Source organism: Spirosoma soli, assembly GCF_042684525.1.
In the GTDB taxonomy this organism is placed as follows: domain Bacteria; phylum Bacteroidota; class Bacteroidia; order Cytophagales; family Spirosomataceae; genus Spirosoma; species Spirosoma soli.
Map to the genome: position 1 here is coordinate 1 of NZ_JBHULN010000026.1, position 25,072 is coordinate 25,072.

Annotated in this window: 24 protein-coding genes and 1 pseudogene; 12 read left to right on the top strand and 13 right to left on the bottom strand. The window is 48.2% G+C overall.

Annotated features, from left to right (window positions below):
* The first annotated feature begins 212 nt into the window (after nucleotides 1–212).
* Both ACFSUS_RS26820 and ACFSUS_RS26825 read left to right on the top strand, forming a co-directional pair.
* Nucleotides 213–698 carry a (2Fe-2S)-binding protein gene (locus ACFSUS_RS26820; protein ID WP_381527766.1) on the top strand — a complete coding sequence of 162 codons (486 nt, stop codon included), beginning with the start codon at nucleotides 213–215 and terminating at the stop codon, nucleotides 696–698.
* Nucleotides 699–700: 2 nt separating this feature from the next.
* Nucleotides 701–2,845, top strand: coding sequence for a xanthine dehydrogenase family protein molybdopterin-binding subunit (locus ACFSUS_RS26825; protein WP_381527768.1), 2,145 nt, complete (start codon nucleotides 701–703; stop codon nucleotides 2,843–2,845).
* Between the two features lie 143 nt (nucleotides 2,846–2,988).
* Here ACFSUS_RS26825 and ACFSUS_RS26830 read toward each other — a convergent pair whose 3' ends face one another.
* The gene (locus ACFSUS_RS26830) at nucleotides 2,989–3,366 is read right to left on the bottom strand and encodes a hypothetical protein (RefSeq protein ID WP_381527770.1); all 378 of its coding nucleotides are present in this window, start codon (nucleotides 3,364–3,366) and stop codon (nucleotides 2,989–2,991) included.
* Nucleotides 3,367–3,619: 253 nt separating this feature from the next.
* Here ACFSUS_RS26830 and ACFSUS_RS26835 point away from each other — a divergent pair, with 253 nt between their 5' ends.
* The 3 genes from ACFSUS_RS26835 (at nucleotide 3,620) to ACFSUS_RS26845 (ending at nucleotide 6,097) form a co-directional block, all read left to right on the top strand.
* Nucleotides 3,620–4,147 (top strand): GNAT family N-acetyltransferase, encoded by a 528-nt coding sequence (locus tag ACFSUS_RS26835; protein ID WP_381527772.1) that lies wholly within the window; start codon nucleotides 3,620–3,622, stop codon nucleotides 4,145–4,147.
* A complete protein-coding gene (locus ACFSUS_RS26840) occupies nucleotides 4,144–4,659 on the top strand; it encodes a RidA family protein (protein WP_381527774.1) in 516 nt (171 codons plus the stop codon). The genes ACFSUS_RS26835 and ACFSUS_RS26840 overlap by 4 nt, the downstream gene beginning before the upstream one ends.
* A 100-nt stretch (nucleotides 4,660–4,759) precedes the next feature.
* Nucleotides 4,760–6,097 (top strand): phosphatase PAP2 family protein, encoded by a 1,338-nt coding sequence (locus ACFSUS_RS26845; protein ID WP_381527776.1) that lies wholly within the window; start codon nucleotides 4,760–4,762, stop codon nucleotides 6,095–6,097.
* Nucleotides 6,098–6,110: 13 nt separating this feature from the next.
* On the opposite strand, the gene ACFSUS_RS26850 is transcribed toward ACFSUS_RS26845, so the two are convergent.
* The 3 genes from ACFSUS_RS26850 to ACFSUS_RS26860 form a co-directional block, all read right to left on the bottom strand.
* Nucleotides 6,111–6,539, bottom strand: a complete 429-nt coding sequence (locus ACFSUS_RS26850; protein WP_381527779.1) for a helix-turn-helix domain-containing protein — start codon at nucleotides 6,537–6,539, stop codon at nucleotides 6,111–6,113.
* Between the two features lie 195 nt (nucleotides 6,540–6,734).
* Nucleotides 6,735–7,055 carry a 2Fe-2S iron-sulfur cluster-binding protein gene (locus tag ACFSUS_RS26855; RefSeq protein ID WP_381527781.1) on the bottom strand — a complete coding sequence of 107 codons (321 nt, stop codon included), beginning with the start codon at nucleotides 7,053–7,055 and terminating at the stop codon, nucleotides 6,735–6,737.
* A 118-nt stretch (nucleotides 7,056–7,173) separates the two neighbouring features.
* Nucleotides 7,174–8,178: an NAD(P)/FAD-dependent oxidoreductase gene (locus tag ACFSUS_RS26860; protein ID WP_381527782.1), complete on the bottom strand. Its 1,005-nt coding sequence runs from the start codon at nucleotides 8,176–8,178 to the stop codon at nucleotides 7,174–7,176.
* Nucleotides 8,179–8,419: 241 nt separating this feature from the next.
* Between ACFSUS_RS26860 and ACFSUS_RS26865 the strand changes: the two are divergent.
* Nucleotides 8,420–9,010, top strand: a pseudogene (locus ACFSUS_RS26865) (alpha/beta hydrolase family protein).
* Between the two features lie 51 nt (nucleotides 9,011–9,061).
* On the opposite strand, the gene ACFSUS_RS26870 reads toward ACFSUS_RS26865, so the two are convergent.
* The 5 genes from ACFSUS_RS26870 to ACFSUS_RS26890 all read right to left on the bottom strand — a co-directional run bounded on the left by ACFSUS_RS26870 (nucleotide 9,062) and on the right by ACFSUS_RS26890 (nucleotide 12,441).
* Complete coding sequence (locus ACFSUS_RS26870; protein WP_381527784.1) at nucleotides 9,062–9,250, bottom strand: hypothetical protein; 189 nt, start codon at nucleotides 9,248–9,250, stop codon at nucleotides 9,062–9,064.
* 126 nt (nucleotides 9,251–9,376) lie between these two features.
* A complete protein-coding gene (locus ACFSUS_RS26875; RefSeq protein ID WP_381527786.1) occupies nucleotides 9,377–9,829 on the bottom strand; it encodes a response regulator in 453 nt (150 codons plus the stop codon).
* 348 nt (nucleotides 9,830–10,177) lie between these two features.
* Nucleotides 10,178–11,212, bottom strand: a complete 1,035-nt coding sequence (locus tag ACFSUS_RS26880) for a hypothetical protein (RefSeq protein ID WP_381527788.1) — start codon at nucleotides 11,210–11,212, stop codon at nucleotides 10,178–10,180.
* 167 nt (nucleotides 11,213–11,379) lie between these two features.
* Nucleotides 11,380–11,751, bottom strand: coding sequence for a YtxH domain-containing protein (locus ACFSUS_RS26885; RefSeq protein ID WP_381527790.1), 372 nt, complete (start codon nucleotides 11,749–11,751; stop codon nucleotides 11,380–11,382).
* A 318-nt stretch (nucleotides 11,752–12,069) separates the two neighbouring features.
* Complete coding sequence (locus ACFSUS_RS26890; RefSeq protein ID WP_381527792.1) at nucleotides 12,070–12,441, bottom strand: hypothetical protein; 372 nt, start codon at nucleotides 12,439–12,441, stop codon at nucleotides 12,070–12,072.
* 480 nt (nucleotides 12,442–12,921) lie between these two features.
* On the opposite strand from ACFSUS_RS26890, the gene ACFSUS_RS26895 reads away from it, so the two are divergent.
* The 3 genes from ACFSUS_RS26895 to ACFSUS_RS26905 all read left to right on the top strand — a co-directional run bounded on the left by ACFSUS_RS26895 (nucleotide 12,922) and on the right by ACFSUS_RS26905 (nucleotide 17,007).
* Entirely contained in the window at nucleotides 12,922–14,445 is a 1,524-nt protein-coding gene (locus ACFSUS_RS26895; RefSeq protein WP_381527795.1) for a T9SS type B sorting domain-containing protein, read from the top strand.
* A 103-nt stretch (nucleotides 14,446–14,548) separates the two neighbouring features.
* Nucleotides 14,549–15,868, top strand: coding sequence for a PQQ-dependent sugar dehydrogenase (locus ACFSUS_RS26900; RefSeq protein ID WP_381527797.1), 1,320 nt, complete (start codon nucleotides 14,549–14,551; stop codon nucleotides 15,866–15,868).
* Between the two features lie 59 nt (nucleotides 15,869–15,927).
* Nucleotides 15,928–17,007, top strand: coding sequence for a Gfo/Idh/MocA family protein (locus ACFSUS_RS26905; RefSeq protein WP_381527800.1), 1,080 nt, complete (start codon nucleotides 15,928–15,930; stop codon nucleotides 17,005–17,007).
* 170 nt (nucleotides 17,008–17,177) lie between these two features.
* Here ACFSUS_RS26905 and ACFSUS_RS26910 read toward each other — a convergent pair whose 3' ends face one another.
* The gene (locus tag ACFSUS_RS26910; protein WP_381527802.1) at nucleotides 17,178–17,840 is read right to left on the bottom strand and encodes an NAD-dependent epimerase/dehydratase family protein; all 663 of its coding nucleotides are present in this window, start codon (nucleotides 17,838–17,840) and stop codon (nucleotides 17,178–17,180) included.
* 65 nt (nucleotides 17,841–17,905) lie between these two features.
* Here ACFSUS_RS26910 and ACFSUS_RS26915 point away from each other — a divergent pair, with 65 nt between their 5' ends.
* The 3 genes from ACFSUS_RS26915 to ACFSUS_RS26925 all read left to right on the top strand — a co-directional run bounded on the left by ACFSUS_RS26915 (nucleotide 17,906) and on the right by ACFSUS_RS26925 (nucleotide 21,284).
* Nucleotides 17,906–19,267: an amidohydrolase family protein gene (locus ACFSUS_RS26915; RefSeq protein ID WP_381527804.1), complete on the top strand. Its 1,362-nt coding sequence runs from the start codon at nucleotides 17,906–17,908 to the stop codon at nucleotides 19,265–19,267.
* Nucleotides 19,268–19,395: 128 nt separating this feature from the next.
* Nucleotides 19,396–20,184 (top strand): 3-keto-disaccharide hydrolase, encoded by a 789-nt coding sequence (locus ACFSUS_RS26920; RefSeq protein WP_381527807.1) that lies wholly within the window; start codon nucleotides 19,396–19,398, stop codon nucleotides 20,182–20,184.
* A gap of 86 nt (nucleotides 20,185–20,270) precedes the next feature.
* Nucleotides 20,271–21,284: a glycoside hydrolase family 5 protein gene (locus tag ACFSUS_RS26925; RefSeq protein ID WP_381527809.1), complete on the top strand. Its 1,014-nt coding sequence runs from the start codon at nucleotides 20,271–20,273 to the stop codon at nucleotides 21,282–21,284.
* Nucleotides 21,285–21,883: 599 nt separating this feature from the next.
* Here the strand turns inward: ACFSUS_RS26925 and ACFSUS_RS26930 are convergent.
* The 3 genes from ACFSUS_RS26930 to ACFSUS_RS26940 form a co-directional block, all read right to left on the bottom strand.
* On the bottom strand, nucleotides 21,884–22,834 hold the full coding sequence (locus tag ACFSUS_RS26930) for an aldo/keto reductase (RefSeq protein WP_381527811.1): 951 nt from the start codon (nucleotides 22,832–22,834) through the stop codon (nucleotides 21,884–21,886).
* A gap of 153 nt (nucleotides 22,835–22,987) precedes the next feature.
* Nucleotides 22,988–24,460, bottom strand: a complete 1,473-nt coding sequence (gene guaB, locus ACFSUS_RS26935; protein WP_381527813.1) for an IMP dehydrogenase — start codon at nucleotides 24,458–24,460, stop codon at nucleotides 22,988–22,990.
* Between the two features lie 164 nt (nucleotides 24,461–24,624).
* A complete protein-coding gene (locus tag ACFSUS_RS26940; RefSeq protein ID WP_381527815.1) occupies nucleotides 24,625–25,053 on the bottom strand; it encodes a DUF2141 domain-containing protein in 429 nt (142 codons plus the stop codon).
* Nucleotides 25,054–25,072 lie beyond the last annotated feature (19 nt).

Genomic DNA, 25,072 nt, shown 5'->3' on the forward strand with positions numbered 1-25,072 from the left:
TCCGAACAGAGCCGTTAAGCCCCGTACTGCCGATGGTACTGCTGTCACAAGTGGGAGAGTAGGAAGGTGCCACCTGATGTATTGCAAGCCAGAGCTCGTCCTCATAAGGGACGGGCTCTTTGCGTTTCGGGCTTTGAGTAAATTTGCAGGGAAGAGAATATCTGTTTTCTGTTTTTTGTAACTTGCTTCTTCACCCAACCCTTGTCAGACTAATGGCTATTTTTAAACTGCAAGTAAACGGCAAAAGCTATCAAGCCGATGTTGATCCTGATACACCTTTGTTGTGGGTGTTGCGTGACAACTTTGGGCTGGTTGGTACTAAATACGGTTGTGGCATTGCTCAATGTGGTGCTTGTACTGTTCATTTGAATGGAGAAGCGGCTCGTTCTTGCGTTTTACCTGTTTCTGCGATAGGTACAGGGAAAGTCACAACAATCGAGGGCTTATCTAAAAATGGGGACCATCCTGTGCAACGAGCTTGGAATGACATAGATGTTCCGCAATGTGGTTACTGTCAGGCAGGTCAAATCATGGCAGCTGCTGCCTTACTTAAACATACGCCTAAGCCAACTACTGAGCAGATCGATGCTACGATGGCGGGTAACATTTGTCGGTGTGGTACGTATCACCGTATACGAGAAGCTGTAAAAGTTGCTGCGGAGTCGACCGCTAATCCAAAACCTGCTAAAACGAAATAAGTATGCAAACATCATCAAACCCAGGCCGGAGAAACTTTCTGAGGATTGCGGCAATAACCGGGGGCGGTTTGCTGCTCGGTTTTAACTGGTCGGATGCTGATGCATCTTCATCGGCTTTGCTGGATGTAGTTGGGACAGCTGCGCCAAGTGTAGATTTTAATAGTTACTTGTCGATTAATCCTCAGGGGATTATTACGATTCTATCACCAAATCCGGAAGTAGGACAAGGTATTAAAACGGCATTTCCAATTATTGTAGCCGAAGAGCTGGACGCTGATTGGACAAAGGTTGTCGTTGAGCAAGCTCCGCTAGATACAAAGAAGTTTGAGCGGCAGGTGGCCGGAGGAAGCGGATCGATTCCGCACTCTTGGCAGCGGTTACGCAAAGCAGGCGCCACAGCCCGGCAAATGTTGCTCGAAGCAGCTTCAAAGCGCTGGAATGTGCCCCTGGCGGAGTGTACAACGGATAAAGGATTTGTTCTGCATACTGCTACTAATCGCAAGCTTAGCTATGGCGAGTTAGCTACCGAAGCAGCTAAACTACCTGTACCTACCGAAGTAAAGTTGAAAGATCAGAAAGATTTTAAACAGATAGGTAGCACGGTTAAGAATGTCGATAATCCGAAGATTATTACCGGTAAGCCTCTTTTTGGATTAGACTTCTACCGGGAAGGCATGTTGTTTGCGATGCTGCAACGGCCAGCATTTGGCTATAAACTCAAGTCCTTCAATACCGCGGCTGTCAAAGCTATGCCCGGTATTGTTGATGTGGTAACCTTCGATAATAATATAGCCATTGTCGGTAAGTCGACTTGGCAAGTGAGGAAAGCGAAAGATGCGTTAAAAATCGAATGGGAAAAGGCTGGTGATCTAGAAAGTACAGCTGATCATAATCGGCTTTTTAAAGAGCTTCTCGATAGTAAAGAAGCTACTGTCCGGCGGAAAGATGGCGATGTTGATTCTGCATTTAAAAGTGCGACTAAAGTAGTTACAGCGGAATACCAATGTCCGTTTTTACCTCATAGCCCATTGGAACCAATGAACTTCTTCGCTCATGTTCGTCCTGATGGAGTCGAATTAGTTGGGCCAACGCAGACACCAGAGCTAGCTCGAAATGAAACCGCTAAGCTATTAAATATTTCGCCCGATAAAGTCACCGTTGAGTTAACGCGCATGGGTGGTGGCTTCGGCCGACGGCTTAAGGCCGATTACGTGGTCGAGGCTGTGCAAGTATCGAAGTTGGTAAATGCGCCTGTAAAAGTAATTTGGACGCGTGAAGATGACATGACTGGTGGTAGTTACCGACCAGCGGTTCGTTATCGGTTTGAAGCGGCACTGGATGCCCAGGGTAATATGATTGGCTACAAACTGCGGGGAGCTAGTATCAACGCTGGTAACTCAACACGGGAAGACAACTTCCCGTCAGGAGCCGTTGATAATCTGCTCATCGATAGCGTAGATCATAAATCACCGATCACCACAGGACCTTGGCGGGCCCCTATTACTAATTTTCTGGCCTTTGCTGAGCAATCATTTTTTGACGAAGTGGCGCAGGCGGCTGGTAAAGACCCTGTACAGTTCCGCCTAGAGCTGCTAGACAAGGCCAAACAGAAACCCGTTGGCGCTATTAAATACGATATCGATCGGATGAAGAGCGTTATACAACTAGCGGTTGAAAAATCAGGTTGGGGCAAAAAGAAAAACGTTGCCCAAGGGTTTAGCGTTTACTTCTCTCATCGCTCTTACGTAGCTCAGGTTGGTGAAGTTGTTATGCAAAAAGGAAAACCTGTTTTGCAAAAAGTGTACTCAGCCGCTGACTGTGGAGTGGTTGTCAATCAAAGTGGTGCGCAACAGCAAGTAAGAGGTTGTGTGGTTGATGGTATCGGCCACGCTATGTATGGTAACATCACGTTTAAAGAAGGCGTACCCGAGCAAAAGAATTTTAACGAGTACCGGCTCATCCGGCTCAATGAAATTCCGGAGGTAGAAGTTCACTTTGTAGAGAACGGCATAGATCCAACCGGCCTCGGCGAACCTTCTCTTCCACCGGCTGGAGGAGCGGTTGCTAACGCTATCTTCAAAGCAACGGGTAAACGATTACGGAGCCAGCCATTTGTACAGGAAGAAGTTTTCAAAGGTGTATCCTGATCCGTTCGTAGACATATCAGAAGAAGGTACTTTATTGATAGCATCTAACTTCTACAAGCAGGCACACTATAAAACAAACGCCCGTAGGATGATCCTACGGGCGTTTGTTTTATTTGTAGTGGTAAAGTGAATAGCTAGATAGGTTATTGAGCCAAGGCAATCACACGGGTTTGTTGTTGAGCAGGAGCTGAGCTGAGTTTTAGCTGTTTTCGGATACTGCCTTCGCACGATTTGATTTCCAACTCATATTGACCATCGCTTAAGTCGTCGAGCTTGAATAGGATAGCTTGTTTATCTTCTTTTGTGCTTAGCGTTTGGCGGTAAATCACTTCCTTATAGCGGTCACGTAATAACACTACTACCGGAACGGTGGAGTTCTTGACTACTGATAAACGTATCTGATTATTTACAGTAACAAAGGCGCTAGCATCAAAGGAAAGCGCTTTAGGCGTAGTAGGATTGGTTAGTGTGGCGGCACTCAATAACAGGGCGCTTACCAGATTGGTTATGATTGGTAACATGGTCGTGTTTGTTTAGTGTTGGTTTGTATTTGTTGTGTGAGTCGAAGTTGTTCGAGTTGCTAGTACTAAGCCAAAGGTTGTGCCAGGAAACCATATCCATTGATTATCAAGAGTTTATCTGTCTGGCATAGCGTAAGAATGTACGGTAGCGGACAACTTTCGTTCACTAGCGGACAAATGCTGAGGTCGGAGGGCTTTGTTATTTCGGGGGCTCACTTAGCTGGATTCTGCAACCCTTATATCTTTGTAGCCTATGAATGAACCGAACATATTACCAGCAACAGAACAGGACATTCCAACACTTGCTGAACTGGTTAATAGCGCTTATCGGGGCGATAGCTCTCGCAAAGGCTGGACAACTGAAGCGGACTTGCTAGGTGGTATAAGGACGGATGAAGAGAGTCTACGTACCATGTTGCAAAATCCGACGGCTACCATCTTAAAGTATGAAGAAGATGACCAGTTGTTAGGATGTGTTTATCTCCAAAAGAAGGGTGACGAATTGTATTTAGGTATGCTAACCGTCTCGCCCAATGTGCAAGCTAAGGGCATTGGGAAGCAACTTATGATAGCTGCCGAAAAACTGGCCCATGATTGGCAATGTCGAGCCATGAAAATGACCGTAATTTCGCAGCGACACGAGTTGATTGCATTTTACGAACGGCGGGGATTTGTGGCCACTGGTGAAACTGAACCCTTTCCAATGGATGACCCGCGGTTTGGATTACCAAAGATACCTTTGTCTTTTATTGTCATGAAGAAACCCCTGGCCATCGCATGAAGCTCTTCTTTGTTGCTCTCGCCTTGCTTGCTTTCAGTAGGCCGTCTTGTAGTCAATCCATCGACCAAAAGATAAAAGATCAGGGTATTACATTGTTTACACCCGGTAAACCAATGGCGAATTACGTTAAAGCCGTTCGGACGGGGAACCTGTTATTTCTGGCTGGACACGTATCAACGCGAGCTGATGGATCAGGCATTACGGGTAAACTCGGCAAAGATCTGACAGTAGAGCAAGGTTACGAAGCTGCTAAAGTGGCGACCATTTCGCTGCTATCTACTTTAAAAGCCGAGTTAGGCAATCTCGACAGAGTTAAACGTGTCGTTAAAGTCACCGGCTTCGTTAACTCTACGCCTGATTTTGGTGACCAGCCAAAGGTAATTAACGGCTGCTCAGATCTGTTGGTTGCTGTATTTGGCGAGAAAGGAAAACACGCCCGCTCAGCAGTTGGGATGGGTGCACTACCATCCAATTATGCCGTGGAAATTGAACTGGTAGTCGAGGTAGATTAAGAGAAAATACGTATAAATACCTGACAGTAAGGGGAAATGTGCGCTATCCATAAAGCGACGGCGGGTCTAACTTTGGGGTAAGGTCAAACCTCTACCCCACATGAAAGCTATTCCAGTAACTATCTTAATTTGTTTAATAACTTGCTTTCAACTTCATGCGCAAATTGAACCTAGGGCGGGTGTCTGGAAAACCTGGGTAATTCCATCAGGTGAAGCCTATCGCTTACCTCCGCCACCTGACGCTAAGGCGACACAAGCCGAACAAAAAATACTGCTGAGTCTACAAAGCAAACGCGATTCAGCGGCTATTAACCAAATTAAGTTCTGGAACGCAGGTGCACCGGGGTACCGTTGGCAGGCCATTATAGAACAACTGTACGAATACTTTCCACCGGGCTGGGGGAGGGCTAAAGCCTTGATGAACGTAGCGATCTACGATGCCACTATTGCGGCCTGGCATTCTAAATACATGTACCGCCGTCCTCGTCCATCGTTTACGGGTCTGACGTCCTACCTGCCCAACCCGGATAGTCCATCGTATCCATGCGAACATTCGGTGGCCGACGGAGCCGCGGCTGGAATACTGGCTTACCTGTTCCCAGCTAAAGCGGACTCGATTCGGGGCGTAGCCGAAAAAGCTGCTCAATCGCGGGTGCTGGCTGGCGTGGCGTATCCCAGCGATGTAAAAGCGGGCTTTAGCCTCGGTCAACGAGTAGCCCAGGCCGTGATAGAACTAGCTAAGACAGATGGCGCGGATGCTGTCTGGGATGGCAAACGTCCGACGGGGGCAAACGTGTGGAACGACAAGCGCCCACCGTTTACTCCTATGTTAGGGCATTGCAAACCGTGGGTACTTACTGCCAGTAATCAGTTTCGGCCTGGGCCTCCATCCGATCCGGCAGAAGGAATGGAAGAGTTGAAGAAGTTCAAAAAGAATCCGCGCGCTATGTACCGGGCTCTTTATTGGGCCAGTGGTAATTATTGGAGCGAAATAACAAACCAAAAACTGTTTGAAAACGGGTTGAGTTTGAATGCTCCCCGCGCGGCCAGGGTATACGCCTTGGTAAGCATTGCGGCTCAGGACGCAGCCATTGCCTGCTTTGATACGAAGTATACCTACTGGGCGATTCGACCTAATCAGTACGATAGCACTTATACACCTTTTTTACCCGTTACGCCTGCCCATCCGAGCTATCCATCTGGTCACGCTACACTTTCCTGCGCGCAGGCCACCGTTTTAAGCTATCTCTTTCCCGAAGATTCTCAATTATTTTTAAGTAAAGCCAGAGAAGCCGCCGAATCCCGATTTGAAGGCGGAATTCATTTCCGAAAAGACAATGAAGTGGGCTTGGATATGGGAGGTAAAGTAGGCAAAGAAGTGATCAAACGAGCACAGCGGGACGGTGCGGATAATCCACCGGTGCTGGTTAAGAAGTGACCATACTGCGGTTTTATGACTGAGCGCCCTTCGCCTGCTTACGGTAGACGGAGGGCGTTATGCCGCACTCCCGTCGAAAAGCCGCGTAGTACGTACTCTTCGAGCGAAAACCAACTTCATAACCAATACCCGATACGCTCAGGTGCTGATGCTTGGGATCAGTGAGCAGGCTACATGCAGCCATGACTCGGTGGCGATTAACCAACCCGTAGAAGGTTTGCTCACCCACCTGGTTGATCGCCTGCGAAAGCTGATTAGTCGACACGTCCAGTGCCTGAGCGAATTGCGAAAGAGTTAACTCAGGGTCTTCGTAGGCGCGAGATGTAGTTATGTATGCTTCAGGCTTTTCGAAAAGTACTGATGCGGCTGGAGTATCCAGGGCAGAGTTTTGGTATTTGGCGGGTGATTCGATGGGTGCTATGGCTATATTTGGTGGGTACACGACGGCGGTAACTTTACTAGCCTGGGCTTATCCAAAAAAGCGTTCTCGGCCCAGGGTAACTGGTCGCAGCTGATTCTAACTGACCCGGGAAAACGATTGGTCATCATCCACCGGGCCTACAAACGCACGATTGACGGGCAAAAGGTACTCAACTTGTTACAGAAGATTATGACCGCTAAGAATCAGTAGTCAGTATTACTGCTCGGCTCCCTTGATCCGGAACACCCCCCCCTCCAGCGATTCATCGACCCGGATCTGGCAAGACAGCCGGCTGTCTTCCTCCGCATCGGGGAGAGTGTCGAGCATATCTAACTCGGCGTCTTGTGCCGGTGGTAACGCATCGAGTCCTTGCAGTACCTGTACATGGCAGGTTGCGCAGAGAGCCATGCCCCCGCAGGTCGCCAGGATGTTGTAGTCCGATCCTTTCAAAACCTCCATGAGGCTCAGGCTAATGCCCTCGGGTATCTCCATCGTCTGCCGCGTGCCGTCGCGGTCTTCTATTGTAAAGTTGATCATGTCAATTATTGATTTTAAACACCAGAGGCAACAGAGATTAGCGCAGAGTACACAAAGAACATAAAAAACCTCTGTGTACTTTGTGCTAATCTCTGTTGCCTCTGTGTTAGATTAAAAACTAAAATGTTGGGATACCATTAACGGTCGTGTACTTGAAACTTAGCTTTTGGCTCGGGTACACATACTTGAAGGCGCTCTGGCACATCAATGCAGCCTCATGGAAGCCACATAGAATGAGCTTTAGCTTGCCCGGGTACGTGTTGATGTCGCCAATCGCGTAGATCCGCTCGACGTTGGTTGAGTAGTCAGTCGTATCAACAACGATAGCTGACTTGTCGATGTTTAAGCCCCAGTCGGCAATTGGGCCGAGCTTGGGCGTCAAGCCGAACAGCGGAATCAGGTTATCAGCCTCCAAGGTTGTTACAGACTTGTCTTTGGCCGTGATGTTTATTTCCTGCAAGTGACCATTCCCATTGATGCTGGTAATATTCGACTGCAGCACCAGGTTAATCTTACCTTCTTTCGCCAGTTCAAACACCTTCTCGGCCGAATCTGGCGCACCGCGGAACGTATCACTTCGGTGAACCAGGGTTACCTCTTTGGCGACGTTGGCCAGGAAGATGGTCCAGTCGAGGGCGGAGTCTCCCCCGCCAGCCAGCACCACCCGCCGGTCGCGCAGTTGCTCAGGATTCTTCACCATGTAGGCAACGCCTTTGCCTTCAAAGTGCTCCAGATTCTCGATTTCTGGCTTGCGTGGCTCGAAACAACCCAGGCCACCAGCAATCACAACGACCTGGCAATGAACGGCTGTTCCGTCGTTGGTCGTGATGATGTATGAACCGTCATCCTGCTTCTCCAGCGACTCAACCCGCTCACCCAGCGTAAATGTTGGGTGAAACGGCTCGATCTGCTCCATCAGGTTATCGACCAAGTCCTGTGCGTTGATAGACGGATAACCTGGTATATCGTAAATCGGCTTCTGCGGATAAATCTCTGACAATTGTCCACCAACCTGGGGTAAGGCATCAATCAGGTGGCAACGCATCTTCAGTAAACCGGCTTCAAAAACGGCGAACAGCCCCACGGGACCCGCGCCAATAATGCATATATCTGTGGTAATCATCTTTTGTACGTAGTTCAATCAAGAGCATCAGCCGATAACGCAAACCAAGTATTTTGGTGGTGCTCTATAAATAGAACGAGCTGTAAAGGCGAATAATTCGGCATAAAGGTAGCTGTAGCGTGGATTTTGGCGCTAAAAAGGCCGTATCACAAATCGTGATGAGGGATAACGAGAAGGAATACTTGCACAGCTCACAAGGCACACAAAAGCGGAAACCATTCCGGATGTATATTGCGTACTAATCTCTCAACCGCGTAAAGAATTCTACGCGGCCGATGATCGTAAACATGGTGACGCGGACCTGCGAGACTGTATCGAATCTAAGAAATTTCTTGTCGCAACGGGTTACGTCGATCCGGCTAAGATTGGCATTATGGGTGGCTCCTATGGTGGCTATATGACATTAGCTGGCCTAACTTTCACACCCGATGAGTTTGCCGTTGGGGTCGACATTTTCGGTGTTGCCAACTGGCTTCGTACGTTGAACAGTATGCCCGAATAGTGGGGGCCACAGCGCGAGGCTATGTTCGAGGAGATTGGCCATCCTAAGGCGGATTCTGTTGCGTTGTATAAGAAGTCTCCGTTGTTTCATACCGAGCGTATACGTAAGCCGTTGCTGGCGATCCAGAGAGCTAACGACCCTCGTGTGCTGAAAATCGAGTCTGACGAAATCGTGGCCAATGTGAAGAAAAACGGAGTACCAGTCGAATATGTAACCTTCCTTGATGAGGAACATGGCTTCGTCAGGAAAGAGAATAAAATTACGGCTTATAAAGCAGTGAAGGAGTTTCTGGATAAATACTTGCTGAACGCACAAACAGCGGTACGCTGACAAGTGGATTCTGGCTGGCTAAGGATACAAAATCTATTCAGCCAGAATTTATTATTCAAGCCGTATTTCGGGATACTGGCGGTCAAACGTCTGAAATGCTCCGCAATGATTACACGAGTGAGGATAGGTGCCAGGGTAGCCTTTGGGCACTACGCCCGTTGCTTCCATATCGCCTATGCCGCAACGATCACATACATAACGAACCTTGTACGTACGAACTTCTTTCTTTACTTCAGGCATGGTTGTCTGGTTGAATTAGCACAATTAGTGACGGCAGGGACTCGCGTTTACTAGTTGTTTAGCGTATGGTAGCAGCTAAGATGCACTGCCAATGCAATATAAAGTTTCAGTTTGACAAAAAGGCCATTACGTTGGTGACCAGTACTGTTTCAAATCTACCATACAGTCAAGCCAGTCTGAGGGGTTTAGGGGTTTAATGATATACCCGTTTATACCGCCTTCGAACGAAGCGGCCATGTCTTCGTATTGATCAGAAGCGGTTAGCATAACAACCGGCAGTAAGCCCAACGGTTCGGGCTTGTTTCGTAATTCAGTTAAAAAAGCTAACCCATGTTCGCGCTTAGGTAGGTAGAGGTCTAACAGAATAAAGCGAGGGAAATTAGTACCCGTCAGGGCGCAACGTTCCAGAAAACGTAGCGCTTGCTTTGCATTGGTTGCCAGGATGGGCGTGATCGGTATCGAATTATGCTTAAAAGCGAATTCGATAAACTGCCATTGATCTGTGTTGTCCTCCACCACTAATGCACTAACAGGTTGAAGTGATGGGGGGCTGTCTGTTGACTTCGGTAAAGGCTTCATAACGCTTAAAACTTAAAATAAAACGGTGTAAGTGGCCTATTCAGAACACGACCTTCGTTAAAGTCAGCTTTACGTTTGTCAACATCTCTAGCTTTTATTTATCTTTTCTTATAGCAGGGTGAATGAGAAAACGGCCATTTGATAAAGCGTTCTTACTGATGTCGGACAAGGGTGAGGATGAGCGGCATCAGTGTTGGGGCAGGGTAGTATAAAGAAGAGTAAGTAGCGTTCTTTTTGTACCAGCGCTACGTTTAGTGTAAGTGGTGCACTCGCCGATTAACAACAAATAATCCCGTTAAATGTAGTCCAGAACTACATTTAACGGGATTAGATTAAGAGGGGAGCGTATTACCTTACCTCCCGAACCGGGCGATCATATTTGTTATAATCGTCTTTCGAGTCAGTACCTAGCTTTGCTCCGTAGCCCGATGCAACCACACCGATCATCAGGCCAATAAAGCCAAAGATAGCGGCTTTCGACGCGCCAGATGCTGCGTCGTCGGCCGCATGGCGAGCCTGAACTTCAGCTTCTTTTTTAGTTTGTTCAAATTTTACAGACGCTTGTTTGTACGTATTGATCCAGTTATCGACGGTACGTTCTGCTTCTGCTCGGCTTTTGCCTGTCCGCTTCATCACCACGTTCACTGCGTCTTCGCGGTCAACCTGGTTAATTGTACTTTGACCCTGCTTGAAGAGTCGGTTGAACAGTCCGCTAGCTGCATCATCAGCCCCTTGCGGATTCGATGCGGCCTGTTCTGCTGTATTACTTGCCTGCTCGGTGGCCCGATCAGCTTTACGTTCCAGCGCATTAGGGTTCAAACTTGGATCGCCGGTTTGGCGTAATACGGTGTTGACTTCGTTTTTCAGGTCGCCTAGGTCAAGGTCATTGGTATTGATACCGTTAGCCTTCAACTGATCCTGAACCATATTGGTTAACCCTGGTCCCGCGGATGCGGCTGCTGAGCCCGCCGTGCGAACTATGCCACCAACCAAGCGGCTTGCCCCACCAATAATACTGCCGAGTGTGGTAGTCAGAAAGTAGATGGTTAATAAAGTGACAAGACACCAAGTCAATACACCATGAATAACGCCGTCGAATGTCCGAGGGGCGCTCGCTAATCTACCAGCCACCCAACCACCTAAAAACAACGAAATCAAACTGCTAACGCCATACCATATAGCACTACCGATGCCCAAACCCGCTGTTGGGTTAGCTTCTTCAACCGGATCAATGGTGCCCAGTCCGATACCTAACCCTAAAAGTGTGAGGAGCATTTGAGTGACAATGGCCACTAATACACCAGCGAAAACGGCGCTCCAGGAGATGCGTTTAATGAAATCCATCCGGCTCGGACGATCTTCGTAAATCATTGTTCGTTCCATAAGTAATCGTTGTTTATCTAAAAATTGACCAATTCAAGGGACTTAATTCTCAGCTTTGTTTTATTAGTGCAAACGGAAATATCTTAAGTCGATGACGAAAACAACCCCCTGACATAGTCAAAGTCAGGGGCATCTTTAGCGTTGAGTTAATCAGAAAAAGCGGCTAGTTATAATCGTATTGTCTCGCCCGTACGGTCAATGTCCGATTGGCTGAAGTCAGCTGAATAATCTAATTCGTTGTTGTAACGACCGATGACAGGATCAATGTCGGTGGTTGTTTGGCTTGGGTATTGGTTCGAGATACCTTCTGTCTGAGTATTGGAGGTGTTAGATTCAGATTTAGACACGCTAACTCGTGATTTAACATCGTTGACCAGGTTTGTAACTTGCTCACTTGCTTTACTCCACTGGTCTTTAAGGCCTTTACTTTGTTTGTCAACCGTACTTGACAATTGGTCGCGTGTTTCTTTACCCGATCGTGGAGCTGTTAGATAGCCAACAGCTAAACCTGTTGCTAACCCTGTCAGAAAACCTTTCATAGCTATTGCATTTATTAGATATTACTAATCACATACTAGGTATTTTCGTGCCAATTCTATGTCGAGAAGAGCTAATACTTGACTATGAGCTATTTAGTACAGGGGAATAGACCTAATTAACAGCAGTCTATGGATATAACGGGGAATGATTGCCACATTATTGGGTATTTTACTTAAGTAGAATAATCAATGTGCCTCATTACGCACTGGTTAAAAAAGCAAATACGATGTATAGGAAACTCTTCGTAACGTAAAACGCCCGAAGATCTCTCCGGGCGTTGCTTAATCAGGGTGTTAATGCACCCAAGATTCTGTTGTTTACTCCATGGCGATAATACGTACTGGTGCTTTAGTAGGTGATGACAGTGTTACTTGTTTACGAATGCTACCCTCGCTGGATTTTATCTCCAATTCGTATTGGCCATCGGTAAGGTCGTTAACGCAAAATAAAAAGGCGTGAGCGCTTTCTTGCTTCCCGAGTGTGTGCTGGTACAACACTTCGTTCTGCTTATTACGTAGCAGAACGACAACCGGTTTATCAGTCGTTTTGCTAACCGCTAACCGGATTTTGTTGCTGGCCGTTACAAAGGCACTTGCGTCGAAAGATAGACCCTTAGGCGTGGTAGGATTGGTGAGCGTTGCGGCACTCAAAAGAAAAGATGTTACTAAGGTGCTCATTAATGGGAACATGGCTGTGTACTGTTTAATGGTTAAAAATGTTCTAGTTGTTTACTGTTCGCTTCCTGTAAGCCAAAGGTTGTGTCAATAACAATTTACGTTGATAATCAGATAGTTATCAACGCGGGCTAGAGTTGCCTCTGTACGTTAATGGACATCCTCTGTTCAGATGCGGACAAAAGTAGGAGTAACGCCGGGGCACATAAAAAGAATATAAACTGAAGCGGGGAAATCAGTAGGCGAATCGTACATAATTCAGTATCAACTGTTTTGATGAAATTAGCATTGATAGATGCTGTCCGTTAGCAATGCTTGTACCGTGCTGTTCAACCAACTCAAATGCATCACAAGATCATAAGCACGTTTGAGCACAGACACTAGTCCTATCGAAAGAGAATAATTATATTTTTACTTAATAATCATCTATTTTAGAGGCTCGTAGGTATAGCAGAGTTAGGTTACGTCTGTGTGGAAGCTTACAAACCGCGTAGAATGTTTGGAAAGACAGTTCATATTGCGTTTTGGCTATTAGCGTGCCTACCGGGCACAGCTATTGGTCAGGAGCTGATTCCAAATGGAAGCTTTGAAACGTATGCTAATTGCCCACGCCAGGATAATCTGCTGAGTGAAGCAACTCCCTGGTACAACCCCAACCAGGCAACCCCGGATTTCTATAATCAGTGCTTTCCGACAAGCCAGATTGAAATACCCCCCCGCACGGGTCAGGGGTTAGCCCGACTGTTTCTGGATCAGGGCTGGGCCGAATATCTGGCTACTCCGCTGGTCAAGCCATTAGAAGCCGGTGAGTGCTACTATTTTGAGATGTATGTAAGCACAAAAACGCCCAATCAATACGTTCCGCAAACCCTTGGCGCTTATTTTTCTGATAACCCCGTTGCCAGAACCGACAAAGGACTGCTAGGGGTTAGCCCCCAGGTTCTCGACTCGCAGGCTAAAACCATCAATAGCCCTTCTCAGTGGGAAAAAATAGCGGGTTATCTTAAAGCAACTGGTAATGAGCGTTATCTGACAATTGGTAGTTTTGTACAGCTCCCCCGAATGTTGGGTTTTTATTACATCTTTCTGGATGATATATCACTCCTGCCAATTCGGCTCGATCTTGGGAAAGATACTACCTTGTGTGGCCGGAAGAGCACCTATACGCTCAATGGCAAAACACCCGGAGCTATCGAGTATCGGTGGCAGGATGGGAGCCGATTGTCTACGTTTCCAGTAACCAGGCCGGGCAAATATTGGGTAACCGTAACGACGCCGTGTAAAATATTGAGCGATACCATTACCGTCGATTACACTCTCGATTTTGACTTAGGCCCCGATACCACGCTCTGCAACGAACAAACGATTGTGCTAAAAGCGCCAACCAGCATCTCGGCCTATGAGTGGCAGGATGGTTCTTCGCAAAATGTTTATCAGGTTAAGCAATCAGGGCAATACAGCCTCCGCGCAACGCAGGGTAACTGTACTGTGCGGGACACTATCCAGATTCGTTACATCCGGCCTCCTCAGCTAGAGCTGGGCCCCAGTAAGGAGCTTTGCGGGGCCGAAGTATATACCATTAACCCCACGTTTGCGGAAGGGACTTTTCGATGGCTTGATGAATTCAGCGACATTGAGCGTGTGGTAAAAAGCTCGGGTGTTTTTCGGGCTAGCGTTCGTAATGACTGCGCAACAGTGATCGACTCGGTAGAGGTCGGTTACGGTACCTGTGGCTGCGTAATTTATGCACCCAACAGCTTCACCCCCAATGCCGACGGTGTGAACGATGCCTTTGTGCCGTTTGCCTGTGGTGACATTGCAATCAAGTCACTAGCCATTTTTAATCGCTGGGGTGAAGTAATTTTTCAAACTGACGATGCCCCTTTTCAGTGGGACGGGCGTTACCAGAACGAGCTATGCCCGAATGGGGTATATGCCTGGCGAATCAATTACGAATTGCGCCAGCGTGGTCAGATTAGCCAAAAACAGCAACAGGGCGCTATTACGCTTGCCTATTAATCATCAGACGGATGGTTCGGACTAGTATTTTCTGGTACCAATTCGCTTACTAGAGCAGTTATCTGCTGCGTATGGCAAGATTGAATTCTGGTTTAATCAAATTATGAACAAATATTTTTTGATAACCCGCTATCTACTAGCTGGTGTAGTCGCTATCTGCACAATGAGTGCTGGTTCTTTTGATAAAAAGCCTAAGCACCCTGTGCCAAATGGCAACAAATTAATTCCTGCTTCTGAGTTGAAAGTACCGATAGGCTTCTCCGCGGCTGTGGTGGCCGAAGAGCTAGGACCTGCCCGGCACATCGTCGTCAGCAAGACAGGTGATATTTACGTAAAACTGGCTAAGTTGAGAGACGGCAAAGGCATCTACCGTCTGCGGGATACGAATAAAGATGGCGTCATTGACGAGCAAATGGGCTTTGGCGATTACCCTGGTACCGGTATCTACATTCGGAACGGCTATCTGTATACCTCGTCGAATTCCAGCATCTACCGGTACAAGCTCAACGAAAAAGAAGAGGTTATAAACCCCGACCAGCCGGAGTTGCTCGTGTCCGGTCTGCGGCTAAAAACCAGAGATCAGTCAAAATCGATTGCCGTCGATAATCAAAACAACGTCTACGTTAACATCGCTTCGGATAATGACGCTTGCCGGGAAGCCGGTACCGGTAAGGGGCTGATGCCTTGCCCGCTGCTTGACTCAGCCGCTGGCATTTGGCAGTTCAAAACCAACGTATCAAATCAATCCTTTGCGGATGGAGTTCGGTATGCCACGGGCTTGAAGAACGTAGTAGGCCTGGATTGGAATTCAAAAACCAACTCTCTGTTTGTTTTGCAACATGGTCGCGGGCAGTTCCATGACTTCTATCCACAATATTACACGGCCAAGCAGAGTGCTGAGTTACCCGCCGAAACGATGTACGAGATTCATAAGGGCGATGATGCAGGTTGGCCTTATGTCTACTACGATCACATCCAGAAGAAGAAAATCGTAGCGCCGGAGTACGGGGGCGATGGTAAAAAAACGGGTGGCGAAAAGACCATTGATCCAATTGCTGCTTTCCCGGCACACCTTGGCCCAAACGGTCTGCTATTCTACACCGGAACGGCGTTCCCGGAGAAATACCGGAATGGAGCCTTCATCGCCTTTCACGGCCAGTCGGCGGAGCTGCACAAGGGATACATGGTTGCGTTCGTACCCTTCAAAAGTGGCAAGCCGTCGGGTAAATGGGAGATTTTTGCTGATAACTTTGCGGGCACTGACCTGGTCAAACCAACGGGGCCGGTTCAACATCGTCCCTGCGGTCTAGCTCAGGGACCCGACGGCGCGTTGTACGTAACGGACGATTTGAACGGAACGCTCTTCCGAATTGCTTATAAAGGCACAGCCGCTAAAGCAACCGCTGCTGTCAATAAGAAATAGACCGGGCTACGTCGGCGTTGCGCTATTTTTTACAATTTGCCAGTTAAAACCAAGGCTACATGTCAAGTCAAACTAATTTGAGGGTCCTTGTTGTCGGCTGCGGCAACATGGGCGCTTCGCATGCTATTGCTTATCAATCGATTGATGGGTTCGAGATCTGCGGTATTGTCTCCACCGGAAAAAGTAAAGAAGTTCTCAATGAGCGCCTGGGAGGTGGCTACGCTCTGTTCAGCGACTATGCAACGGCGTTGAAAGAAACCCAACCCAACGCGGTTTGTATTTCCACCTATCCTGATACGCACGAAGCGTTCGCTATCATGGCGCTCGAACAGGGCTGTCACGTATTCATCGAAAAGCCAGTGGCCGATACGGTCGAGGGCGCAAAACGCGTCGTAGAAGCCGCGCACAAAGCCGAAAAGAAGTTGGTGGTTGGCTATATTCTGCGTCATCACCCCTCGTGGGAAAAGTTTGTGGAGGTCGCGCAGGAGATGGGAAAACCGCTGGTGATGCGGATGAACCTCAATCAGCAAAGCCATGGCTATATGTGGACCGTTCACCGGAACCTGATGAAGAGCCTAAGCCCGATTGTCGATTGTGGCGTACACTACATTGATGTGATGTGCCAGATGACCCGCTCGAAACCGGTGCAGGTCAACGCAATCGGTGCCCGGCTAACGAACGATATTCCGGCTGATAACTATAATTACGGTCAGTTACAGATTCGCTTCGAGGACGGTTCGGTGGGCTGGTACGAAGCCGGCTGGGGGCCCATGATGAGCGAAACCGCATTCTTTGTGAAAGACGTAATCGGTCCCAACGGCTGTGTGTCGATCGTAGCCCGAAACGCGGGTGCCGCCGGTAAATCGGATAACGTTGATTCGCACACTAAGACGGAATCGTTACGGGTACACTACGCCGATTTGAAAGATGGCGATGAGTTTGCGAAAGAAGATACCTGGATTGATATGCAGGATGAGCCAGATCACCAGGAGTTATGCAACCGCGAACAACGCTATTTTCTGAAAGCCATTCGGGAAAACCTGGACCTCACCGACCATATGCAGGACGCCGTCAGCAGTCTTGAGGTGGCCTTCGCCTGCGATGAATCTGTGCGAACAGGCCAGCCAGTGATGCTGTAGTTTAGCCGTGTGTATTACATGAACAGGCCCTGATTGAGCCGTTATAATTCAGTCAGGGCCTGTTCTTTTGGTTCGTATAACCTCAAAGCAGAACTACGCATTCTTGATTAATTATAATCTTATTTTACGCCAGGGCTACTCTTATTGACTGGTAGACAAGGGGTTGGTTGTCAAGCCTTAGCTAGCTTAACTACGTCTTTTACTTCCAGAACTGGCTTTTCGTAGCCTTGCGTAGCGGCCTTGATCATAGCCTGCGCCAATTCCTGTAATGTCGAGAATCCGGCGGGAAAAATCATTCTGCCGAGCGGGTAAATCCAGGTGATGAACTTGTAGTAGCTCTTTACATTCTTTGCTCCTTCGGTTGCTAACAGAAAGCCCGGCCGAAACATATACGCCTTTTTAAAGGGTAGTCGCATGAGGTGGTTTTCAGTGGTCCCTTTCACCCGCGCCCACATAACCCGACCTTGTTCAGTGCTATCGGTGCCCGCTCCCGATACGTATTCAAACGTCATGTCTGGATTGAGCCTGGCTAAGGTGTCTGCTACGTGTAAGGTAAGATCGTAGGTTAACCGGCGGTAGTCGTCTTCCTTCATGCCGACCGACGATACGCCTAAACAGAAAAAACAGACATTATAACCTGTCAACTGATTCTCAATAGGGGACAAGTTGAAGAAATCGCTATGAATGATTTCTTTTAATTTTGGATGCGATACGCCACCGGGCTTACGATTAATGACCAGGATCTGTTCAACATCAGGATGTTGCAGGCATTCGTGCAATACGCCTTCGCCGACCATACCAGTCGCCCCTGTTATGATTGCTTTAATTTTCATAGCTTAGTTCGTTCGTGAGTGGGCCACACCAGTGAGCTTATCCATAAAGCTAATCCTTTTCTTACATGCGAAGCTTTATTTGCCTTCTATTTATCGCGCTTGGCTCACCAGCCCTGGCACAGGAGCTAGTCAGCAATCGTCCGCGCGATATTGTTTTCCAGGGAGTCAACGTAATTCCCATGGATCGCGAGCGAGTCATTGAAAATCAGACAGTCGTCACCCGAAATGGAAAGATAACGGCTGTGGGGAACGCGGCCAATACCAAATTCAGTAAAGATGCGCTGCTTGTGGAGGCCAAAGGGAAATACCTGCTACCCGGCTGGGCCGAAATGCACGCGCACGTACCACCCATCGACGATATTGAGCCAATGAAAGAGGTGCTGATGCTTTACCTTACCAACGGCATCACAACCATTCGGGGTATGTTGGGGCACCCCCGACACCTTGAGTTACGTAGCAAAATCAACAACGGCGACATCTTGGGGCCGCATTTTTATGCTACGGGGCCCTCGTTTAACGGACAATCGGTGAAAACTGCGGAACGGGGTGCCGAAATGGTGCGGGAGCAGAAAGCCGCCGGATATGACTTTTTGAAACTGCACCCCGGCCTAACTAACCAAACCTTTCCGGCCATTGCCCGGACGGCACAGGAAGTTGGAATTCCGTTCGTTGGGCACGTTTCGTTTAACGTGGGTGTCTGGCGGGCGATCGACGCAAAATACTCGTCGATTGATCACCTGGACGGGTTTGTCGAAGCCATTACGCCGGGCGTTGATACGCTGGCCGAACAGGAAACGGGCTTGTTCGCGTCCTGGATCGCCTACCGGGCTGATGCGTCGCAAATTCCGAAACTCGTGAAGGGCTTACGCGAAAACCGCGTTCGGGTGGTACCAACACAGGCGTTGGCCGAACGTTGGCTGTCTCCGCTTACGGCCGACGCGTTCATCAACGATCCGGAAATGAAATACATGAAACCGCAGGATGTGCAGAACTGGGTGAAGACTAAAAATAACTATAATAGCAATCCAAACTTTTCGAAAGAACACGCCGAAAAGCTGATTCAGATTCGCCGACAACTCATTGCCGAGTGTCAGAAGAACGGCGTTGAGCTGCTGCTAGGCTCCGACGCTCCCCAGATTTTCAACGTACCTGGCTTTTCTATCCACCACGAGATGAAGTACATGGTGGATGCTGGTCTTACGCCCTATGAAACCTTGCGCACGGGTACTGTCAACGTAGCGTCGTATCTCAACAAGCCTGATGCGGGCACTATTAAGGTTGGCAACGTAGCCGATCTGGTTTTGCTCAATGGTAATCCACTGAACGACATCAACCAGACACGAAACATAGAAGGCGTGATGATGGGGACAAACTGGCTATCAAAAGGCTATATTCAGCAAACGTTGAAGAAGCTGGAGAAGCAGTAGTAAGTTTAAGACAATGCAGGATGCATTGAGCTTCTGGTTCCGCCGGTACGGTAGTCTCCAGACTACACTCAACATCGCTATCGTTAACCCAAACAAATCTTAATCTTTATAAACTACCAAGACTACATATGAAGCCATTCGCCAATAAATTTAACCTGCTTCCTGCCTTGTTGCTCCTGGCCATAAGCATTGCTATGATTCCTGAGACTGAAGAGCCGGTAGGGCTTGGCGTTAAAGCCCCCAAAGGAGCCGAAACGCTCTTTGACGGCTCACGCAAAACGCTCGATGAAAAGTGGACGTATTGGCAAGGACCTCGCCTGGCGGCTACCTTACCCATCAAGTGGCAGATCGAAAAAGATCCAACCGGCACTGGTACTGTCATGAATAGTAACGACCCCGCAGCGGCTGGCGGTAAATACGGTGCGGCCGACATCGTCACGAAAAAGCCCTACCGTGACTTCAGGCTACACATAGAGTTCTACGTTAGCAAGCCAGGCGGAAACAGTGGTGTGTATCTGCAAAACCGCTACGAGATTCAGATCTTCGATGGCGACACAACCTCGCATGGCATCGGTGCGGTCATTAACGAATCGCCCTCGCCGTATTACGCTTACAACGGCATAGGCAAATGGAATGCCTACGACATCCAATTTCGGGCGGCCCGTTTTCAGGATGGCAAACGTACTGAACCAGCTTTGGTATCGATGTATTTCAACGGTAAAAAAGTGCATACTAACCAGCCAATCAGTCAGGTTTGGGGTGGTCCAAATTCCGGCATCGACGGTGGCAATGATGGCGGTAAAGGCATCACTGATGTCCCCGGTGGGTTAAAATTACAAGCTGAAGGCCACGACGTACTTTACCGAAACATTTGGATTAAGGAAATGAATTTCAAAAATGCTGACACCAATTTTTGATTTTGAATTTTCAACTAATGCCATTCATTGTTGGCAAGAATACAAGCCCTCAACAAATTATTACTTAGTACTCAATACGTTCCTCAATGAAGTGTCTATTGGTTCATCTGTTTCTGTTTCTTTCATTCAGTATCATCCAAGCGTCTGCGCAGGTACCTAAACTCAGTCAGCTGCGAGTGCAGGGTAATAAGTTTGTTACGGCTGATGGCAAAACAATCATCTTCCACGGCCTGAACGCCAGCGATCCCGATAAACTCGAAAAGAGTGGTCATTGGGACAAGTCTTATTTTGAGGAAATGAAGCGCTGGGGTGCTACGCTCGTTCGGTTCCCAGTGCACCCGACGGCCTGGCGTAGTCGTGGCAAAGAACAGTATCTGCAACTGCTGGATAAGGGCGTAACCTGGGCGGGTGAGCTGGGGCTATACGTCGTCATTGATTGGCATAGCATTGGTAATCTGAAAAATGAGATGTATCAGAGTCCGATGTATGAAACCACCCAAAAGGAGACGTTCGAGTTTTGGCGCACTATGTCTGAGCATTATAAGGACAACACGACGGTTGCCTTTTTTGAACTGTTCAACGAGCCGACCGTTATGACTGGTAAGTTAGGTACTTGTAGCTGGCCAGAGTGGAAGAAGCTGATGGAGGAAACTATTACCATCATTCGGGCTAATGGGGCCAAAGCTATTCCGCTGGTGGCCGGTTTTAACTGGGCGTATGACTTGACCGAAGTAGCAAAGAACCCGATCAACGCCGAAGGAATTGCGTACGTAAGCCACCCGTATCCGATGAAGCGCGAAAAGCCCTGGGAAGATAAATGGACCGCCGACTGGGGGTATGTCGCCAAAAAATACCCGGTCGTTTTAACCGAAATTGGCTTTTGCGGACCAGATGACAAAGGCGCTCACGTCCCCGTCATCAGCGACGAATCGTACGGCGACGCGATTACCAGGTACTGCGATACAAATGGCATTTCGTATATCGTTTGGGTGTTCGATCCGCAATGGGCTCCCATGATGTTCACCGACTGGAATTATACGCCAACCCGACAGGGGCGATATTTCAAGAAAGTAATGCAAGAATATTCAGTTAAGAAGTAGTAGGCTAACCATTCAGGCGAGGAAAACAGAGCAGACCACAACCGCGACGCAGCCGACACGCTGTCGAGCTTTTGAAAGTTTGCAACCGGAGGTAATCCTTTATTGGCATGCCTGAACTTGATGGTTACGAAGTGAGTCGGCAGATCCGTCAGTCACCGATGGGCAAAAAACAGTATTGATCACCCTGACGGGTCATGGGCAAGAAGATAGACGACGTACGCAGGAGGCCGGTTTTGATGGGCACCTGGCCAAACCGGTTTAGATCAACTACTTACAGAACTAACGTAAAGCGCCTGCAATGGTGGCTGGATAACAATGTCGCCGGTGTCGGGCACAATGTTAGGTGTAGATACAAAGGGACTTTCAGTGCGTTGACCCGTTCGAGTAAAGGAACAAACCGCGTATTGTCCAGGAAACGGTGCTGCGTTCAGAGGTTGTTCGAGTTGGTTTTAGCCAACGCAAAAGCCGTCTGATGAGGTTATGTTTTTTGCAAAAAGCAAACACCTCCGACCTGACGGCTTCGCGGTGGCAAGATCTTGAGAGATTGTTGCCATCAACCGCTGTTTGGTAACAGATGATAATCAAAGGCTACTCAATTCTTAGTAGGCACTCGCGGTTGTCAGTTTGTCGATTGCTGATTGATCTAGATTTAATTCGCCGGCTTTTGTCAGATCACTCAACTGCTCAACACTAGTTGCGCTGGCAATAGGAGCTGTTATACTTGGACGGGCCATTTGCCAGGCTAATGCAATCTGCGCAGGGGTGGCGGTATATTGAGCGGCTACTTCATCAATTGCTTTCAAAATACGTTCTCCGCGGTCATTCAGGTATTTTTTGATGCCCTGGCCTCGTGGACTCTTTGATAAATCATCAACTGAGCGGTATTTGCCCGTTAGAAAACCGCTGGCCAGTGAGTAATAGTTGATAACCCCTAAGCCATATCTTTGACAAATTGGCTCATATTGCGTCTCAAATTTCTCCCGGTCGTAGAGATTATATTCCGGTTGCAAACTTTGATAAGCAGGGTAGCCGTGTTTAGCGCTGGCTTCTAAGGATTCGGTTAATCGTTCGGGCGAAAAGTTTGACGCCCCAATCACCCGCACTTTACCAGCCTTGATTAACTCGCCAAAGGCTTCGAGCGTTTCTTCAACGGGCGTACTCAGATCATCGTAGTGAGATTGGTACAAGTCAATGTAATCGGTTTGCAACCGACGTAGCGACTCCTCTACTTCACTTTGAACGTACTGTTTAGACAGGCCTTTCTTATCGGGGCCCATTTCAGCGCCGAGTTTAGTAGCGATAATTACTTGGTCGCGCTTACCGCTCTGTTTAACCCATTTACCGATAATCGTTTCTGACTCTCCGCCTTTGTTACCCGGTACCCAACGCGAATACACGTCGGCTGTATCAATTAGGTTGAAGCCAGCGGCTACAAAAGCGTCTAGCAAACGGAATGAGGTCGGCTCGTCGGCCGTCCAGCCAAATACGTTGCCGCCGAAGGCTAGGGGAGCTACTGACAAATTCGACTTGCCAATGGTACGTTTTTCCATAAGATTGCATAGCTTAACTTTTATTTGGTTAAGTTACATTGACAACGGGTTTAGTGAAAAACGGTTTACAGAAAAACAAAAAGGAGTCAGCAATCACTTGCCAGCTCCTTTTAATTGTGACTTAGCTCCTTTTAATTGTGACTTTATGATTCGTTAACGAGCCGAATAGTTAGGCGCTTCTTTCTGAATCGAAATATCGTGTGGGTGGCTCTCGCGCGAACCAGCCGTAGTGATTTTCACAAACTTAGCCTGTTGCAAAGCTGGAATATCGACTGCTCCACAATAACCCATGCCCGCCTTTAAGCCACCGACCATCTGATAGACGATCTCCGATACATGACCTTTAAAGGGCACTCGACCCACGATTCCTTCTGGAACAAGTTTCTTAATATCGTCTTCTGCATCCTGGAAATAACGGTCTTTCGATCCGTCTTCCATTGCTTCTACGGAGCCCATACCCCGATACGTCTTAAACCGACGTCCTTCATAAAGCACCACTTCTCCAGGCGCTTCTTCTGTCCCGGCAAGCAACGAACCAATCATAACGGTGCTGGCTCCACCGGCGAGCGCTTTGGTAATGTCGCCCGAGAATCGGATTCCGCCGTCAGCAATAACGGGTACACCGGTTCCCTCCAAGGCTTTGGCGGCTTCGTAAACAGCTGTCAACTGAGGCATACCAATGCCGGCAATGATACGGGTGGTACAAATGCTACCGGGACCAACGCCAACTTTCACAGCATCGGCACCCGCGTCGGCCAGCGCTTTAGCACCTTCGCCGGTTGCTACGTTTCCGGCCATGAGTTGCAACTTAGGGAACCGTTCTTTGATGCTACGAACCGCATCCAGAACACCCTTGGAGTGGCCGTGGGCCGTATCAACGCTAATGACGTCAACGCCAGCCTTCACCAACGCTTCAATACGTCGGATCAAGTCAGGCGTTACGCCAACGGCAGCTCCAACGCGCAATCGGCCCAGTTCATCTTTGCAAGCGTTTGGATGACTTTTCTTTTTGAGAATGTCTTTATACGTAATAAGCCCAACTAACTGGTAGTCATCGTTGACAATAGGTAACTTCTCAATCCGATACTCCTGTAATATTTCTTCGGCTTCTTCTAAGGTGAGCCCTTCCCGCGCGGTAATTAACTTTTCGCGGGTCATAATATCGGTAACGGGTTTCGTTAAATCGCTCTGAAAACGGAGGTCACGGTTGGTTAAGATACCAACCAGTTTACCGTTTTCGTCGACTACTGGAATACCGCCAATTTTAAATTCGCGCATGATTTTGAGCGCATCAGTCAACGTAGCGGTTTCGGAGAGCGTAATGGGGTCAATGATCATCCCGCTTTCTGAACGCTTGACTTTGCGGACCTGGTCGGCCTGGGCTTCCACAGTCATATTCTTGTGAATAATACCGATGCCGCCCTCCTGCGCCATAGCAATAGCCAACGCCGACTCAGTGACGGTGTCCATAGCCGCCGAGATGAGCGGAATGTTTAGCTGAATGTTGCGGGTAAGTTGGGTGACGGTCTTCGTGTCGCGTGGGAGTACCTCCGAATAGGCAGGTAGGAGCAGCACGTCGTCGTAGGTGAGAGCCTCGTAAAGAAACTTGCTGGTATCTAAGCTCATGGCAAATAAACAGGTGATGTTATTTGCCGGACAAAAGTACTAAAAGTTTTTGGATTTTTGGTAGAATGTCCTCCAGATTAGTTAAAGTTAATTTGACCCATCTGAGATCATTAGTCGCCAGGGAGCCACGCTGGCCTCAGGCAGATTATAGAACAGAAGCCTAATCAGAAGCTATCTAGCTTGATACTGACCGTTTTACTTCCGTCGCTAACGGTGAACTTGCAGTCGACAAACTTAGGGGCCGACATAGTTGGGCGGAAATTATTACTAAACCCATACGGCTCTTTAGGAATACCAAACATCCGTTTATCCATCTTACCGTTTCCATTCTCGTCATGATAGACGGCAATTGCATAGTCGCCGGGCTCGACAGAAAACGTAGTCTGCACGCTTTTCCCGTCAATGTTCAGCTTCCTGCCTTCCATCGGCTTTCCCTGTGGGAAACTATTTTCTGAGTGAAACAATGCAACGTAGACTGCTCCTTTCGGCGCACGAACGTTCTGAACGTCAACCTTTAAATTCGCTTTTTTGGGGGAGGGCCGATCAGAGCTACCAGACAGAAATAGGCTGAGAAATGAAAGCAAAATGAACATAGACGCAACGTTTTTCTAA